Source organism: Blastococcus sp. CCUG 61487, assembly GCF_005222955.1.
Lineage (GTDB): Bacteria > Actinomycetota > Actinomycetes > Mycobacteriales > Geodermatophilaceae > Blastococcus.
On sequence record NZ_LWUA01000243.1, the window covers coordinates 76,399 to 93,080 of the forward strand.

12 protein-coding genes are annotated in these 16,682 nt (G+C 74.0%); 4 read left to right on the forward strand and 8 right to left on the reverse strand.

Annotated features, from left to right (window positions below):
- Nucleotides 1-9: 9 nt before the first annotated feature.
- Nucleotides 10-462, reverse strand: coding sequence for a GNAT family N-acetyltransferase (locus tag A6V29_RS14365; RefSeq protein ID WP_137160920.1), 453 nt, complete (start codon nt 460-462; stop codon nt 10-12).
- 62 nt (nt 463-524) lie between these two features.
- Between A6V29_RS14365 and A6V29_RS14370 the strand changes: the two genes are divergently transcribed.
- Nucleotides 525-2,102, forward strand: coding sequence for an HNH endonuclease signature motif containing protein (locus A6V29_RS14370; protein ID WP_137160921.1), 1,578 nt, complete (start codon nt 525-527; stop codon nt 2,100-2,102).
- Between the two features lie 25 nt (nt 2,103-2,127).
- On the opposite strand, the gene A6V29_RS14375 is transcribed toward A6V29_RS14370, so the two are convergent.
- The 3 genes from A6V29_RS14375 to A6V29_RS20990 form a co-directional block, all read right to left on the reverse strand.
- Nucleotides 2,128-2,886, reverse strand: coding sequence for a DUF4191 domain-containing protein (locus tag A6V29_RS14375; protein ID WP_137160922.1), 759 nt, complete (start codon nt 2,884-2,886; stop codon nt 2,128-2,130).
- Between the two features lie 65 nt (nt 2,887-2,951).
- Entirely contained in the window at nt 2,952-3,926 is a 975-nt protein-coding gene (lipA, locus tag A6V29_RS14380; RefSeq protein WP_137160923.1) for a lipoyl synthase, read from the reverse strand.
- A gap of 99 nt (nt 3,927-4,025) precedes the next feature.
- Nucleotides 4,026-5,141, reverse strand: coding sequence for a hypothetical protein (locus A6V29_RS20990; RefSeq protein WP_170977876.1), 1,116 nt, complete (start codon nt 5,139-5,141; stop codon nt 4,026-4,028).
- A 106-nt stretch (nt 5,142-5,247) separates the two neighbouring features.
- On the opposite strand from A6V29_RS20990, the gene A6V29_RS14390 reads away from it, so the two are divergent.
- Nucleotides 5,248-6,177: an LLM class F420-dependent oxidoreductase gene (locus A6V29_RS14390; RefSeq protein ID WP_137160924.1), complete on the forward strand. Its 930-nt coding sequence runs from the start codon at nt 5,248-5,250 to the stop codon at nt 6,175-6,177.
- Here A6V29_RS14390 and A6V29_RS14395 read toward each other — a convergent pair.
- A complete protein-coding gene (locus A6V29_RS14395) occupies nt 6,174-8,369 on the reverse strand; it encodes a GGDEF domain-containing protein (RefSeq protein ID WP_137160925.1) in 2,196 nt (731 codons plus the stop codon). The two genes, A6V29_RS14390 and A6V29_RS14395, sit on opposite strands and share 4 nt — an antisense overlap.
- A 73-nt stretch (nt 8,370-8,442) precedes the next feature.
- Entirely contained in the window at nt 8,443-10,725 is a 2,283-nt protein-coding gene (locus tag A6V29_RS14400; RefSeq protein ID WP_249933239.1) for a putative bifunctional diguanylate cyclase/phosphodiesterase, read from the reverse strand.
- 277 nt (nt 10,726-11,002) lie between these two features.
- Here A6V29_RS14400 and leuS point away from each other — a divergent pair, with 277 nt between their 5' ends.
- Nucleotides 11,003-13,903 (forward strand): leucine--tRNA ligase, encoded by a 2,901-nt coding sequence (gene leuS, locus A6V29_RS14405; protein WP_137160926.1) that lies wholly within the window; start codon nt 11,003-11,005, stop codon nt 13,901-13,903.
- A gap of 12 nt (nt 13,904-13,915) precedes the next feature.
- Here leuS and lipB read toward each other — a convergent pair whose 3' ends face one another.
- Both lipB and A6V29_RS14415 read right to left on the reverse strand, forming a co-directional pair.
- Nucleotides 13,916-14,563, reverse strand: coding sequence for a lipoyl(octanoyl) transferase LipB (gene lipB / locus A6V29_RS14410; protein ID WP_137160927.1), 648 nt, complete (start codon nt 14,561-14,563; stop codon nt 13,916-13,918).
- Nucleotides 14,564-14,572: 9 nt separating this feature from the next.
- Nucleotides 14,573-15,799 (reverse strand): FAD-dependent oxidoreductase, encoded by a 1,227-nt coding sequence (locus A6V29_RS14415; protein ID WP_137160928.1) that lies wholly within the window; start codon nt 15,797-15,799, stop codon nt 14,573-14,575.
- Between the two features lie 83 nt (nt 15,800-15,882).
- Between A6V29_RS14415 and A6V29_RS14420 the strand changes: the two genes are divergently transcribed.
- On the forward strand, nt 15,883-16,682 hold an 800-nt coding region (locus A6V29_RS14420), incomplete at its 3' end, for a serine/threonine-protein kinase (protein ID WP_137160929.1).

Here is a 16,682-nt window from a genome sequence, read left to right on the forward strand (position 1 = left end):
CGCGCTGATTCAGGGTCCGACGACGAACCGCTGCGCCGTCCCGGACTCCGTGACCGTCTCCTGGAAGGCGACCGGGATGGCCCGGCGCCAGAAGGCGACGGCGGCGTCGTTGCCGGGCACCTCCTCGACGAGCCACTCACCCGGGAACCGGCGGAAGATCTCGCGGGCCACTGCCGTGCCCACTCCGCTGCGGCGGTGCTTGCGGACGACGAAGAACTCGCCGAGCCGGTGCGGTGCGCCCGTCCGGACGAGCACGCAGCCGGCCAGCGCGCCGGCCACGCGGACGAGGAAGGCGTGGCGCTCCGGCTCGGTCCAGTAGTGGTCCAGGTATCGGTAGCCGTACTCGCCGTGCGGCCCCAGCTCGCGACCGTCGATCTCGGAGAAGTCGTGCGCGTTGAGCGCCAGCAGCCGCCGGACGACCGGCTTCTCCGTTTCCGCGGCGGGTGAGACGGCGATCTCCACCGCGCCATCCTGTCGGTCTTCGCCGGCCGAGAAGTGTCGTACCTGTTCCCTAGCGTGTGGGTGTGGCTCGGATCTCCGGTTCCTCGACCTTCGAGGGTCTGCTGATCGACTGGTCGATCGACCAGCCGGTCGGTATCTCTCGGTTGCCGGTGGAGCTGTTGTCCCGGGCGCAGGTGGCCGCCGAGCTGGAGAAGGTCCAGGGCCGCAAGGCGATGACGGCGGCCTACGAGGCGGCTCTGATCCTGCGGATGGCGCAGCTGTCCCCCGATGACCACGATCGGCGGCCGGGTTCTGCCGGTGCCCGGTCGGTCGGCTGGACGGCTGGTGCCGGCGAGCCCGGGGTGAGTGAGTTCTTCGCCGGTGAGTTGGCGATGGTGCTCAACCGGGGCCGGGGCACCGCCACCCACCGGTACGCGCGGGCGCGGGCCTGGCGGGACAACCTGCCCGGCACCTACGCCGCGCTGGGCCGCGGGGAGCTGGACGAGTCCCGGGCGGCGGCGCTGGCCGACGTGCTCGGTGACGTCGACCCGCAGTTGGCGGCCGCGATCGAGGGCCGGCTGCTGTCGGAGGCGGTCGATCTGTCGGTGACCACGCTGCGCTCCCGGGCGCTGGAGCTGCTGGCCGAGCTGGACGCCGCAGCCGCCGACGAGCGCCGTGAGGAGGCCCAGCAGGCCGCGGACGTGTTCCTGCAGCCCCGCCCGGACGGGATGGCCACCCTGGGGGCGGACCTGCCGGCCGACGAGGCCGCCGAGGCCTACGCCGTCATCGACACCCTGGCCCGGCTGGCCAAGGCCGACGGCGACCAGCGGCCGATCGCCCGGATCCGCACCGAGCTGTACTCGCTGCTGCTACGCCGCCCCGGCGGCCACGGCCAACCCGATGTGACCGCGCACCTGAGCATCACCGCCACCCTCGACAGCCTCGCCGGCGTCACCGCGCAGGCAGGGACGGTGAACGGGCTGGTGATCACCGCCGCCCACGTCCGCGGGCTGCTCGCCCGCATCGCCGCCCTCGGCCTCGAACCGCCACCGGGCGGCAGCCTGACGTTCGCGATCACCGACACCGACGGCCGGCTGCTGGCCACCACCACCGTCGCCGAACTGCTGCGCATCGCCACGACCGGCTGCCCCGAGCACCCCGCAGATGGTTCTGCTGATGGCTGCGGCTGCCCGGTGCTCGGCATGCCTGCGGCCACCGAGGCGTATGCGCACACCGCCCGCCAGGAGCGCTTCGTCACCACCCGCGACCGCTGCTGCCGGATGCCCAACTGCGGTCAGCGGGTCGGCTGGACCGACCTGGACCACGTCGTCCCGCACGCCGCCGACGGCGACACCACCTGCACCAACCTCTGTTGCCTGTGCCGCTCGCACCACCGGCTGAAGACCTTCGCCCCCGGCTGGCACTTCCGCATGGAGCCCGACGGCACCCTGCACGTCACCACCCCGACCGGCATCACCCGCACCACCCGCCCACCCGGCCTCCGCACAGCCAGGCAGGAACCGGCGCCCCAGCCCCCGGACCTCTCCACCCTCACCGGGATCCGGGACCACCTCCGACAGACGTCCCCCGACCCACCCGACACCGGACCGCCGGCCCACGAACCACAGCCCGGACCGGACGACGACCCGCCACCGTTCTAGCGGACGTCGGTCATCGAGGGCTACGTCAGCGGCGGCGGACCTGCCGCTGGCTGATCGACATCTGCCGTCCGCCGGGCAGCGGACCACCCGGGACGGGCATCTTCGGTCCGCCTAGCGCGCTCATCCGCCGGCCCAGGGTGTTGAGCTCGGCCGCGGTGAGGTTGCGGGGGAGCTTCATGACGTGCGAGCTCAGCTTGGGCAGCGGCACCTGCCCCTCGTCGTCGCCGACGAGGATGTCGTAGATCGGGGTCTCGCCCACGATGCGGGCGACCTTCTTCTTCTCCTGCGCGAGCAGCCCGCGCACCCGGCCGGGCGAGCCCTCGGCCACGAGGATCACCCCGGGCCGGCCCAGCACCCGGTGCACGGCGTCGAGCTGCGTGGTCCCGGCGACCCCGGAGGTCACCCGCCAGTCGCCGCGCATGCCCTCGAGCACCCACGCGGCGGCCCCCGGCTGCCCCTCCACCTGCTTGTAGGCCGACCGCTGCGCCCGCCGACCGAACACGATGAGCGTCGCCAGCAGGGCGAAGAGGATCGCGAGCGGGATGAAGAGGAACGGCATCCCGAGGAGGATCCCGATGACCTCCACGACCGTGGCGGTCAGCACGAAGGTGATGAGCAGGATCCACGGCAGCTTCGGATCGTTCTTGCTCGTCAGCGTGTACGCCTGCTTGATCATGCGGGCGTTGGCGCCGAGCTTCTTCAACCGCCCGACCTTGGGCTGCCCCTTCTTGTCCAGCTTCGGGGCCTTGCCGGCGCCCGCGTCACCGGGCTTGCTGCGTGCCATGCTCCCGAGTCTAGGGACCCGATGCCCGCACCACGCGCACGCTCGCCCGCCGGCAGAGGAGCGGGTCAGATCGTCGGCGTCAGCCCGCGCGCCGCGATCGCCTGCTGGTAGAGCCGGCCGGCGCGGTACGAGCTGCGCACCAGGGGACCGGCCAGGACACCGGGGAACCCGATCCGCTCGGCCTCGGCCTGGAACTCCACGAACTCGTCGGGCTTCACCCAGCGGACGACGGGGTGGTGCCGGGGCGAGGGCCGCAGGTACTGGGTGATGGTCAGCAGGTCGGTGCCGGCGTCGTGAAGTGCACGCATGGTCTCCACGACCTCCTCGGGCTCCTCGCCCATGCCGAGGATCAGGTTCGACTTGGTGACCAGACCGGCCTCGCGGGCCGCCGTCAGCACCTCGAGCGAGCGCTCGAACCGGAAGCCGGGCCGGATCCGCTTGAAGATCCGCGGCACCGTCTCCACGTTGTGGGCCAGAACCTCGGGTCGGGAGGAGAACACCTCCGCCAGCTGCGCGGGGTCGGCGTTGAAGTCCGGGATGAGCAGTTCGACACCGCAGCCGGGCAGCTGCGCGTGGATCTGCCGCACGGTCTCGGCGTACAGCCACGCCCCGCCGTCGGGCAGGTCGTCCCGCGCGACACCGGTGACCGTCGCGTACTTCAGGCCCATCGTGGCGACGCTCTCGGCGACCCGGCGGGGCTCGTCGGCGTCGAAGTCGGCCGGCTTGCCCGTGTCGATCTGGCAGAAGTCGCACCGCCGCGTGCACTGGTCGCCGCCGATGAGGAAGGTCGCCTCGCGGTCCTCCCAGCACTCGTAGATGTTGGGGCAGCCGGCCTCCTCGCAGACCGTGTGCAACCCCTCGCGGCGGACCAGTGACTTCAGCTCGGTGTACTCCGGGCCGGTCTTGAGCCGGGTCTTGATCCACTCCGGCTTGCGCTCGATGGGCACCTGGCTGTTGCGGACCTCGAGGCGGAGCAGCTTGCGGCCGGCCGGCTCGATCGTCGAGCCCGGAGCGGAGGTCGGAACGGCGGGCTCACTCATGATCTCCACGGTACCCGCGAAGACGCCGCCACCCCTCCCAGCACGCAGCCCCCGTCGCGCGGGGCGACGGGGGCTGCGGCGTGGAGCACGGAGCGCGGCTCAGATCTGCCGGTCGTCAGGCCCGGCGGTCGGTCCGGCGTCGGCGCCGCCACCGGAGGTGAACGGCTCGGGGGCGTCGGAACCGTTCTCCGTGGCGCTGTCCGGCCCGTCGCCCTCGACGAGCTGCGCGTCGCGCACGCCCATGTCGGACTCGGCCGGTGCGGAGTCCCCGGTGGTGTCGGCGGTGGAGACGGTCTTGCCGGACATGCTGTCGGAGCTGGGCACGGGGTCCTCTCGGTAGCTCGGGACCGGACCGTCACCGGCCGGCGCCGGGGTCCAGGTGTCGTCCTTCGTGCGGCGGAGGACGGCGAACACCGCGGTACCCAGCGCCAGGGCGAGCAACACCCACGGCCACCGCCGGGGCTCCGGTTCGATGCCGGCCTTCTGCTTGACCACCTTGGCGGTGCTGGCGGCCGCCTTCTCGAACTCGCGACGCTTCTTGGCGGCCGTCTTCCGGGCCTTCTTCGCGCCCTTGCGCGCCTTGCGCGTGGACTTCTCCGCCCCGGCGGCGAGCTCCGCGCGCCGCGCGTCCAGCTCGCTCAGCGCGCTGTCGACACCGGCGGCGAGGGTCTCCCGGGCACTCTCGAGGGCGGGGGTGACAGCCTCGCGCGCAGCCGCCACCTTGGGGGTGGCGTACGCCAGCGCGGCCACCTGGGCGGCCTCCAGCCGTGGGACGACGTCGTCGTGCAGGGTCTTCTGCGCCGCTCCGCGGGCGGCCTCCACCCGCGGCGCGAGGTCGGCCGCCGCCTTGGCCGCGGCGGACTGCGCCGAGCTCACGGCCGACGCCACCTTCGGGGCTGCGGTCTCGCGGACGGCCTCCATCCGCGGGGCGAGTGCGTCCCGGGCCGCCTCGACCCGGGGGGCGAGCGCCTCCTTGGCCGTCGCCACCGCCGGCGCGGCTGCCGCGGTGGCCGCAGCGATCCTGGGCGCGACCGCCTTCTGGGCGGCGCCGATGCGCGGCGCCGCCGCCTCCCGAGCAGCGGCCACCCGGGGCCCGAGCTGCTCGGCGGCGAGGCGTCCGGCTTCGGTGGCCGCCACTCCGATGTGGGCGAAGCCCTCCTGGAGCTCGGTGCCGATGACCTGACCGCGCGTCTTCTTGCGGAACACGAGCTGCACCTTTCGTTGATCGTCTCCGCGCCATCCTGCCCGCTGGATCGGTCGCGCACACCCCGAGAGCGCAGGTCGGGGCGCGGGATGACCGGCACCTCGCTAGCGTCGGGGCGTGCAACTGCGGATCTTCACCGAACCCCAGATGGGTGCCACGTACGACGACCTGCTCGCCGTGGCCCGGCGGACCGAGGAGACCGGCTTCGACGCCTTCTTCAGGTCCGACCACTACCTGACGATGGGCGGCGACGGCCTGCCCGGGCCGACCGACGCGTGGGTGACCCTCGCCGGGCTGGCCCGCGAGACCAGCCGGATCAGGTTGGGCACGCTGATGACGGCGGGGACCTTCCGGCTGCCCGGACCGCTGGCGATCTCCGTCGCCCAGGTGGACCAGATGAGCGGCGGCCGGGTCGAGCTCGGCATCGGCTCCGGCTGGTTCGCCCAGGAGCACACCGCCTACGGCATCCCGTTCCCGTCGCTGGGCGAGCGGTTCGACCGCTACGAGGAGCAGTTGGCCGTCATCAGCGGCCTGTGGAACACCCCGGTAGGGGAGACCTTCGACTTCGACGGACAGCACTACCAGCTGTCGAACTCCCCGGCGCTGCCCAAGCCGGTGCAGGAGGGCGGCATCCCGATCCTGGTCGGCGGCGGCGGGAAGAAGCGCACCCCGCGCCTGGCCGCCCGCTACGCCGCCGAGTTCAACGTGCCGTTCATGTCGGCCGAGGACAACGCGCGGCTGTTCGCCGGCGTGCGCGAGGCCTGCGAGGAGCAGGGGCGCGACCCGTCGTCCCTGGTCTACAGCTCGGCGCTGGTCGTCTGCGTGGGTAAGGACGAGGCGGAGATCGCCCGCCGCGCCGCGGCGATCGGCCGCGAGGTCGAAGAGCTGCGCGAGCACGGTGTGGCCGGGACGCCGGCCGAAGCTGTCGACATCATCGGCCGGTACGCCGAGGCGGGGTCCCAGCGGATCTACCTGCAGGTGCTCGACCTCGGCGACCTCGACCACCTCGACCTGGTGGCGGCGGAGGTGGCTCCGCAGCTCGGCTAGCCGGCTCCCGGGCCGGGCGCGACGGGATCGACCGGGAGCAGGCGCTGGGCGAGCTGCTCGGGCGGTAGCGGTGCCGCTGGGTGCAGGACCGCGCACCCGAGCCGGCCGAGGGCGGCGTCGGTGTCGGGGTCGACCGACTCGGCCGTGACGGCGTTGCCCAGGGACGTGGCCAGCGCGATGGTGTGCCCGACCACGAGGTGGGCGCGGCGGTCGCGGACGATGTCACCGACGGCCGCGCGGTCCAGCACGATCCGGTCCGCGGCCAGGTCCCGCACGGCGAGCAGGGCCAGCGCACCGGTGCCCGGCGCGGTGACCGCCGTCGGGATGCCGCGGACCTTCAAGGCTTCGATCAGGGTCGGGATGTCGTCCGGCCGGGTGGCGACGGCGTCGCGGCCGATCCGGATCAGCAGCGCCTCGGGGGGCAGCGTCGCCCGCAGGAGCGCGGCGGCGATGCGGTCCGGGAGGCGCGACGTGTTCAGGTCCGACGACGAGACGGTGAGGGCCACCGGCACGGGGACGGCGTCCCACCACTGCGCCACGGCGCGGACCGCCTCGTCGAGCACGGCGACACCACCCGCGGCGTCGGGGAGGTGGCCGGGTGACCGGACGAGCGCGACGGCGACCTGCAGCCGGCCCTCGGCATCGTGCCAGGGCTGGAGGAGCAGACGTCCGTCCCCGGAGAGCTCCGCGTGAGCAGCGGCGTCCGGGCCCGGGAGCTCCGCGTCGTACCAGCGGACGCCCCCACGGGTCGACTTGGCGGCGTACATGGCGAGATCGGCGAGGTGGAGGAGCTCGGCGACGGTGACCGCCTGGTCCGGCGCCCCTGCGATCCCGATGCTCGCTCCGACCCGCGTCGTCACGTGCCCCAGGTCCACCGGCTGGCAGGCCAGCTCGTGCAGCCGCCGCGCGCACCGATGGGCGTCCGCGGGCGCGGCCTCCGGGAGCAGCACGGCGAACTCGTCCCCGCCGAGACGAGCCACGAGGTCCTCGGGACGGACGGCACCGCGGAACCGCTCGGCCAGCTGCCGCAGGACGTCGTCGCCGGCGGCGTGGCCCAGACCGTCGTTCACCACCTTGAACGCGTCCAGGTCCACCAGCGCGAGGGCGAGCTGCCGGCCGGCGGCCAGGTGCTTCTCCGCCTCCTGGACGAGCCCCCGCCGGTTGGCCAGTCCGGTGAGCTCGTCGGTCGCCGCAAGACGGCGGGCCTCGTGCAGCGTCCGGAGCTGGTGCACCGTCAGCACGCTGCGGGCCATGAACGCTCCGAGGCACCCGACGGCGCACAGCTCGCCGATGCCGAGCCACCCGTCGCCCCACTGCAACCCCAGGACGACGAGGGAGGCCGCCGTGCACGCCAGGGGGACCGTGACCGCCCGCCAGCTCGTGCCCGACGTGTCCGTCGCCGGCGGCCGGACGGGACGAGGGGGGAAGACGGCCACGGCGCAGATCAGCACCGCGTTGAGGATCCACAGCAGCTCCAGCGGCCCGCCCGGCACGTACTCCCCGTCCGCCAGCATGGCCATGAGCAGCAGGTCACCGACGGCCTTGTTGGCGAGCACCACGCAGGCCACCGCGAGCAGCCTGTCGATCCGCAGACCGACCATGGCGATCACGGCGCCGACCAGCGCGAGGACGAGGACGTCGGCGATCGGGTACGCGAGGGTCACCGCCGTCGCGAGCCCGTCGAGCCCGTCCGTCGCGAGCCACGGGCCGATGCCGTACACGACGGCCACCGCGGTGACCCCGAGCGCGGCGATGATGCCGTCGAGCCAGGTGATCGGCTGCACCCGGCGCAACCGCAGCCGGAGCAGGGACACCGGGACGACGAACAGCGGCAGGTAGGAGGCCAACCACCAGACGTCCGCGGCCGACGGGTGCGGCACGGCTCCGGGCCCGGCGGCGACCAACCCGAAGACGACGTTGCCGACCAGGGTGAAGGCCATGGCCAGCGCCGTCCCCCACCAGACCGGCCGCTCCTCCGCGGACCGTCGTCCGGCGCGTGCGCAGAGCGCGATCGCCAGCAGCGGTGCGGCGTTGAACAGGACGATGTCGTAGACGACGATCTCGGCGCCGGTGTGCGGGCGCAGCGGGATGCCGGTGAGGAAGAGCGGAAGGGTCAGCGCGGCGACCGCCACGAGGGCGCCGGGATGGCGCGTCCAGCTCCGGGACGACGTCGGCTCGGAAACCCCCACCATGAGCCGGGAGACTGCCATACGGGCAGGTCGGCGGGGGCGGACGCGCTGGCACGGGCGGAAAGGCACCGGCGGGTCAGCCCGGCGTGGAGCGGCTCGCGTCGGCCAGGGGGCGCGACGGGCGTCCCAGCCACGCCCGGAAGTCGGCGACCGGCATCGGGCGGGCGATGGCGTAGCCCTGGGCGATGTCGCAGCCGAGCCGCGCCAGCGCGGTGTGCGTCTCGGCGTCCTCGATCCCCTCGGCCACCACCCGCACACCCAGCCGGTGCGCGAGCAGGGCCGTGTACTCGACGATCGCGGCGGCCTTGTCGTCCCCGGCGACGTCGCGGGTCAGGGTGCGGTCGAGCTTCAGTTCGTCGGCCGGCAGGTGGCGCAGGTAGGCCAGGGAGCTGTAGCCGGTGCCGTAGTCGTCGATGGAGGTGCGCACGCCGAGGCGGCGCAGCTCACCGAGCACCTGCCGACCGCGCTCGGGGTCGGCCATGAGGGTGTCCTCGACGAGCTCGAGCGTCAGCGCCTCGGCCGGCAGCCCGTGCCGCTCCAGCGCCGTCCGCACCTTGGCCGGGAGGTCGACGTCGTTGACGTTGGCGGCCGACAGGTTGACCGAGACCGGGACGGGGTGCTGGAGCCACCACCCGGCGGCGGCGGTGAGGGCGAGGTCGAGGACCTTGTCGGTGAGCGGGCGGAGCAGGCCGGCCTGCTCGGCGGCCGGCAGGAGCTCGGCGGGGGAGAGCAGGCCGCGGACGGGGTGCTGCCAGCGGACCAGCGCCTCGACACCGACGACGTCGCCGTCGGTGAAGGAGACCTGCGGCTGGAGGTGGACGAGCAGCTCGTCGCCGTCGAGGGCGGTGCGGAGGTCCTCCATGGTGCGCAGCCGGTCGCCGCTGCCACCGTGGGGGTCCGGGGCGTAGACGTGCACGCCCTCGCCGGCGCCCTTGGCGGCGTACATGGCGATGTCGGCGCAGCGCAGGAGCTCCTGGACGGTGGTGGCCGGGACGGGCGCGGTGGCGACGCCGATGCTGACGCCGACGTGCAGGCGGATGTCCTCGACCGGGAAGGGACGCAGGACGAGTGCGCGCAGTCGTTCGGCGCGGTCGTGGGCCTGGTCCAGCGAGATGTCGGGCAGCAGGACGGCGAACTCGTCGCCGCCGAGGCGCGCGAGGACCTCGCCGGGGCGCAGCGCCGGCTGGAGGCGGGGACCGATCTGGCGGAGCAGCTCGTCGCCGGCGGTGTGACCGAGGCTGTCGTTGACCTCCTTGAAGCCGTCGAGGTCGAGCAGCAGCAGGGCGGCCGGCCGGGCAGCGGTGGCCTCGGCGAGGACCTGGTCGGCCTTCTCCAGCAGGACCCGGCGGTTGGGCAGGCCGGTCAGCTCGTCGGTGCGGGCCTGCTCGCGGACCTCGTTGAAGGCCCGGAGCTCGCCGAAGGTGGTGAAGGTGCGGACGATCGCGGCCAGCGTGCAGCCGGTGGCCAGCCAGGCGGCGCCGATCGGCAGCTGGTCACCCCAGCCGACCATCAGCACCACGAGGCTCGCCAGCTGGCAGACCAGGGGCACCGCGATCAGCCGCCAGCTCAGCCGGATGCCGGCCTCGGTCACCGGGGGCGGAGCCGGGCGGGCGAGGTAAGCGGCCACGGCCACCAGCGCGACGCTGGCCAGCCAGGTGAGCTCCAGCGGGCCGCCGTCGACGTAGGTGCCGCGGACGGTCCGGGAGAACAGCAGGAGGTCGCCGACTGTCATCAGCGCCAGGGCGGGGACGAGCAGGCCCATCGTGCGGTCCAGCCGCAGGCCCAGGATCGAGCCGACCGCGAACAGCATCGCGATGAGCAGCACGTCGGTCGCCGGCATGCCCAGCTGCATCAGGGGCACGGCTTGGCGCCCGGGGGCGGGGTCGAGATACGGCCCGATGAGGAACGCGACGCCCACGGCGCCGGCGCCCAGGGCACCGATGACGCCGTCGAGCCACATGCTGGGGTGGAAGCGCGGCACGCGGACGCGGATCATCGAGACGACGGTGACGTAGAGCAGCAGGTAGCCGACCAGGGCGATCGCGTCGACGACGGGGCTGACGGTGCCGGTGGCGTCCGAGCCGGCCTGGTAGGTGCGCAGCGCGTTCCCGACGGTGCTGACCAGCAGCGCCGCGGACAGCGAGCGCCAGGCCAGCCGGTCCCGCGGGACGCGGTCGGCTGCCAGCCAGCACAGCGCGACGGCCGGCAGGTAGGCGACGTTGTAGAGCACCAGGTCGTAGACGCCGTCCCACACCGCGCCCGCCGGACGCGGGCCGATGCCGGTGGCGAACGCCGCGACGCAGCCCAGCATCAGCACCAGCAGCCCGCGCGAGCGCGGGTGCCGGCGCTGCTCCGTCACGACGTCTCCGACCACGAGCCGGTCATCGGCCTCGCCACGGCCCGGCTGCACACACCCCCGGCGGGTCACCCCTCCGACGGGTGAGGGCCCCGATGGTGCCGCGCTCCGGCCGGGCTCCGGGGCGCCGGAGTAGTCTGCTGGCGTGACCAGGCGGCTCCTGCTTCGCCGGCCGTGCTGACCTGACCCGTCCGACAGCACGGCGACCCCTCCTGCGCGAGGGGTTTCTTTCTGTCTGCCGTCGGACGAGCACCTCCGTTCACTCCCGGGAGCACCAGCGATGAGCAAGACCGCAGACCAGCCGACAGCCGAGACGGCGACCGGTGGGGAGATCCCGCCGCACCGCTACACGCCGGCGCTGGCCCAGGAGCTCGAGCTCCGCTGGCAGGACCGCTGGGAGTCCGAGGGCACCTTCCACACGCCCAACCCGACCGGGCGGCTGAGCGAGGGCTTCGAGCGGGTCGCCGAGCGGCCGAAGTTCTTCGTGATGGACATGTTCCCGTACCCCTCGGGTGCGGGCCTGCACGTCGGGCACCCGCTCGGTTACCTGGGCACGGACGTCACCAGCCGGTTCCGCCGCATGGACGGCGACAACGTGCTGCACCCGATGGGCTACGACGCCTTCGGTCTGCCCGCCGAGCAGTATGCCGTCCAGACCGGGCAGCACCCGCGGGTCACCACCGAGGCCAACATCGCCGCGATCAGCGCGCAGCTGCGCCGGCTGGGCGTCGACCACGACCAGCGCCGGACCTTCGCCACGATCGACCCCGGCTACTACAAGTGGACGCAGTGGATCTTCCTGCAGATCTTCGGGTCGTGGTTCGACGAGGAGGCCGGCAAGGCCCGCCCGATCGCCGAGCTGGTCGCCGAGCTGGACGCCGGCACGCGGCAGCCGGGGGAGGGCACCAACCCCTCCGGCCGGCCGTGGGCGGAGCTGGACGACGTCGAGAAGCGACGCGTCGTGGACGCGCACCGGCTGGCCTACCTCCACGAGGCGCCGGTCAACTGGTGCCCCGGCCTGGGCACCGTGCTGTCCAACGAGGAGGTCACCGCCGACGGCCGGTCGGAGCGCGGCAACTTCCCGGTGTTCCGGCGCCCGCTCAAGCAGTGGATGATGCGGATCACCGCCTACGCCGACCGGCTGCTGGCCGATCTGGACCGGCTGGACTGGTCGGACTCGCTGAAGCTGATGCAGCGCAACTGGATCGGCCGCTCGACGGGCGCCAAGATCCGGTTCCCCGTCGGGGACGAGAGCGTCGAGGTCTTCACCACCCGGCCCGACACGCTGTTCGGGGCCACCTACATGGTGCTCGCGCCGGAGCACCCGCTGGTCGCCGCGCTGACCGCGGAGGCCTGGCCCGACGGCACCGACCCGTGGTGGACCGGCGGCGCGGCCACGCCGGCCGATGCCGTGCGCGAGTACCAGCGGCAGGCCTCCCGCCGCTCGGAGCTGGACCGCCAGGACGCCGGCCGGGAGAAGACCGGCGTGTGGCTGGGCGTCAGCGCCGTCAACCCGGTCAACGGTCGGGAGCTGCCGGTGTTCATCGCCGACTACGTGCTGACCGGCTACGGCACCGGAGCGATCATGGCCGTGCCGGGTGAGGACCAGCGCGACTGGGAGTTCGCGAGGACGTTCGGCCTGGACGTCGTCCCCACCGTGGAGCGGCCCGAGGGTTTCGACGACGACAGCGGCGCCTACACCGGGCCCGGGCGGATGATCAACTCCACCAACGCCGAGGTCTCGCTGGACGGCCTGGACAGGCAGACCGCCATCGCGCGGATCACCGACTGGCTGGTCGCCCGGGGCGCCGGCGAGGCGACCACCACCTACAAGCTGCGCGACTGGCTGTTCAGCCGGCAGCGCTACTGGGGCGAGCCGTTCCCGATCGTCTACGACGAGGACGACAACCCGATCGCCGTCCCCGAGTCGGCGCTGCCGGTGCTGCTGCCGGAGGTCGACGACTACTCGCCGAAGACCTTCGCCGACGACGACGCCGACTCCTCGCCGGAGCCGCCGCTGTCGCGGGCCACGGACTGGACGACGGTCGAGCTGGACCTGGGCGACGGCCCGAAGAAGTACCGCCGCGAGACCAACACGATGCCCAACTGGGCCGGCTCCTGCTGGTACTACCTGCGCTACCTGGACCCGGGCGACGACAGCCAGATGGTCGACCCCGAGCTGGAGCGCTACTGGATGGGCCCGCGGGAGCCCGGTGACGTCGGCGGCGTCGACCTGTACGTCGGCGGCGTCGAGCACGCCGTGCTGCACCTGCTGTACGCCCGCTTCTGGCACAAGGTGCTGCACGACCTGGGCCACGTGTCCAGCGAGGAGCCGTTCCGGCGGCTGGTGAACCAGGGGTACATCTCGGCCTACGCCTACACCGACGAGCGCGGCTTCTACGTGCCCGCCGCCGAGGTCGTCGAGCAGGACGGTCAGTTCTTCCACGAGGGCAAGCCGGTCAACCGCGAGTACGGGAAGATCGGCAAGAGCCTGAAGAACATGGTCACGCCCGACGAGATGATCGGCCAGTACGGGGCGGACACGTTCCGCGTGTACGAGATGTCGACCGGCCCGCTGGAGCAGTCGCGGCCGTGGGAGACCAAGGCCGTGGTCGGCTCGCAGCGGCTGCTGCAGCGCATCTGGCGGGTCGTCGTCGACGAGGTGTCCGGGGCCGTCCGCGCGGCCGACGACCTCGAGGCGGGCGAGGAGACGCTGCGCGCGCTGCACAAGACGATCGACGGCGTCCGCGACGGCTACTCGACGCTGCGGTTCAACATCGCCGTCGCCCGGATCACCGAGCTGACCAACCACCTGACGCAGGCCTACGGGTCCTCGTCACCGGTGCCGCGGTCGGTCGTCGAGCCGCTGGTGCTGATGGTCGCGCCCCTGGCCCCGCACCTGGGCGAGGAGCTGTGGGCGCGGCTGGGCCACGACGAGTCGGTGGCCTGGGCGCGGTTCCCCGTGGCCGAGGCGCGCTGGCTGGTCGACGACATGGTGCAGGTCGCCGTCCAGGTCAACGGGAAGGTCCGCGCCCAGGTCAGCGTGCCGGCCGACGCCGACGCCGCGGCCCTGGAGGAGGCGGCCCGCGCCGACGAGAAGATCGCCGGCTACCTGGACGGGGCGACGGTGCGTCGCGTCGTCGCCGTCCCGGGACGGCTGGTGAACTTCGTCCTCGGCTGACCGCCGGGGCCGTCAGGCCGGAACGGCCGTGGTGAGGACGGCGCGCATCGCGTCCACGACCGGGTCCAGCGCGTCGGCGACGGAGACGTCCCGGCCGAGCTCGGCGGACAGCGACGTCACGCCGGCGTCCGGGATGCCGCAGGGGACGATGGCGCCGAACGCCCCCAGGTCGGGATCGCAGTTGAGCGCGAAGCCGTGCATGGTGACCCCGCGGGCGACCCGGATGCCGATGGCCGCGACCTTCCGCTCGGGACGCCCGGTCGCCGGGTCGGCGGGCAGCCAGACGCCGCTGCGGCCCTCGACCCGGCCCGCGGTCACGCCGAAGCCGGCGCAGACGTCGATGAGCGCGCCCTCCAGGCGGCGGACGTAGGCGACGACGTCGACGGGGTCGGGCAGGGCCACGATCGGATAGCCGACGAGCTGCCCCGGTCCGTGCCAGGTGATCTTGCCGCCGCGGTCGACGTCGACCACCGGGGTGCCGTCGACCGGCCGCTCGTGGGGCTCGGTGCGCTTGCCGGCGGTGTAGACCGACGGGTGCTCCAGGAGCAGGAGCGTGTCCGGCCCCGTGCCGGCCACCCGTCGCTCGTGCAGCTCGCGCTGCATCTCCCAGGCCCGCTCGTAGGGGACGAGGCCCGCTCGGATCACCGTCAGCTCGGTCACGCAGCCAGCCTAGGCCCGCAACTGGCGCAGCACCGCCCGCGCGGCACGGGCGCCGCTGGCGAGAGCGCCCTGGATGGACGGGGTGTCGCGGTGGTCGCCGCACACGAACAGCCCGTCGCCGAGGTCCACGGGGCGGCGCAGCTCCAGCGGTGGCACGGCGGCCGGTTGGGCGCCCGTGACGGTGATGCTGGTCAGGTGCGCCAGGTCGGTGGTCGCGACGCCGTGCGCCCGGGCGATCTCCTCCCGGCCGTCGGCCTCCCGAGTCGGCGCCAGGGTCGAGCTGGCCACCAGCGCCCGGTCGTCCGGGCTGTAGCGGGGCTGGGCGTCGGTGAGCACGACCGTGTTGACCAGCGGCCCACCGGGGCGGCCGAGCACCAGCAGCGGCTCGTCCCACGGCGAGGTGGGCAGCACGTGCAGGTGGGTGGTGACCTGACGCGGCGCCGACGCGGGGAGGCCGGGCAGCAGCTCCGCCGCGGTCGCCGGATCGGTGGCGACGACGACGGCGTCCGCGCGGACGGAGCCCGACCCGGTGCGGACCTCGCCCGGCGTGACGCCGGTGACCCGCCGACCTAGCTGCAGCGCGTGCACCGGGAGGCGCGCCGCGAGCTGCTCGCCCACCGCCTGCATCCCGCGGGCGGGCAGGCCGATGCGGCCCCGGACGAAGCTGCGCCACAGCAGGTCCAGGTAGCGGCTGGAGGTCTCGAGCCCGTCCTCGAGCAGGACCCCGGCCAGGAACGGCCGGAGGAAGCGGTCGAGTGACTCCCCGCCGGCGCCGGCGCTGCGGAGGGCCTCCTCGGCGGTGCGTTCGGGGGCCGCGAGCAACCGCCGCACCGGCAGGTAGCCGGCGCGCACCGAGAACGCGGCGAGCGCGGCCTTCTCGCGCAGGGTGCCGATCGGTGCGGTGACCGTGGCGGGCAGCGTGGTGGGGCGGCTGCGCGGGTCGACGACGCGGTGGGTGGTTCCCTCACCGGGGATGCGCGCGCCGGTGCGGAAGTAGCCGAGGTCGAGATCGGCTAGGTCGAGGTCGGCCACCCGCGGGTAGCCGGTGTTGAGTACCTGGAACCCCCGGTCGACGACGAACCCGTCGATCCGATCGGTGCTCAGCCGCCCACCGACGTGGTCGCTGCCCTCCAGCACGAGGACGTCGCGCCCGGCCGCTGCCAGCCGCGTCGCGGCCGCCAGCCCGGCCAGGCCCGCCCCCACCACCACGACCTCGGCCCGCGTCGGCTGCGTCACCGGCCCACGGTAGCCAGCCCGCCGTCGCGGAGCCTGTGGACGACGGACCCGCCGCACCCGCGGTTCGGCCTACGGTCCCCGTCATGTCCGCAGCCGAACCGGAATCCGCGCCGCCCGTCGTCCCCGGCTACACGCTCCAGGAGCTGCTGGGCCGCGGCAGCACGGGCGAGGTGTGGCGGGCGGTGCCGCGGCGCGGCGGCGCGGCGGTGGCGGTCAAGGTGCTGGTGGAGGGCGATCCGGGGCGGCAGGCGCGGGAGGCGGCGCTGCTCGGCGAGCTCGACCACCCCCACCTCGTCCGGCTGGTCGAGGTCGTCCACCAGCCGCGACGAGGCGGCGGGGCACCGCGGGTCGCGCTCGTCCTCGAGCTGCTCGAGGGCGGCAGCCTGGCCGCGCTGCTCGGCGTCCGCGGCCGGCTCACGCCCGGGGAGGTCGTGACGGTCTGCGCCCCGATCGCCGCGGCTCTGGCCCACGCGCACGCGCACGGCATCGTCCACGGCGACCTCGCGCCGGGCAACGTCGTCTTCACCGCCGAGGGGCGGCCGGTCCTGACCGACCTCGGCGTGGGGCGGGTGCTGGGCGAGGCGGCGGCCGCCGAGGTGACCCCGGCCTACGTCGATCCGACGGTCGCCCGCGGGGAGGTGCCCGGGCCCGCGTCGGACGTCTTCGGCGTGGCCGCCGCCGCCTTCCACGCGCTCACCGGCATCCCGCCGTGGAACGCCGCCGACCCGGCCGAGACCCTCGCCGTCGCCGCGCACGGGTCCCTGCCCGACCTGGCCGAGCTCGCGCCGGACGCGCCGCCGGCGTTGCTCGAGGTCATCGGCCGGGGGCTCGCGGCCGATCCGCAGCACCGCGGGTCGGCGGCCGCCTTCGCCCTCGACCTCCG

What these genes read in the sequence shown, in the direction of transcription:
- lipA (WP_137160923.1), bottom strand. Translation starts at nt 3,926, where the DNA reads ATGAGTGAGCCCGCCGTTCCGACCTCCGCTCCGGGCTCGACGATCGAG.
- leuS (WP_137160926.1), top strand. Translation starts at nt 11,003, where the DNA reads ATGAGCAAGACCGCAGACCAGCCGACAGCCGAGACGGCGACCGGTGGG.
- A6V29_RS14375 (WP_137160922.1), bottom strand. Translation starts at nt 2,886, where the DNA reads ATGGCACGCAGCAAGCCCGGTGACGCGGGCGCCGGCAAGGCCCCGAAG.
- A6V29_RS14395 (WP_137160925.1), bottom strand. Translation starts at nt 8,369, where the DNA reads ATGGTGGGGGTTTCCGAGCCGACGTCGTCCCGGAGCTGGACGCGCCAT.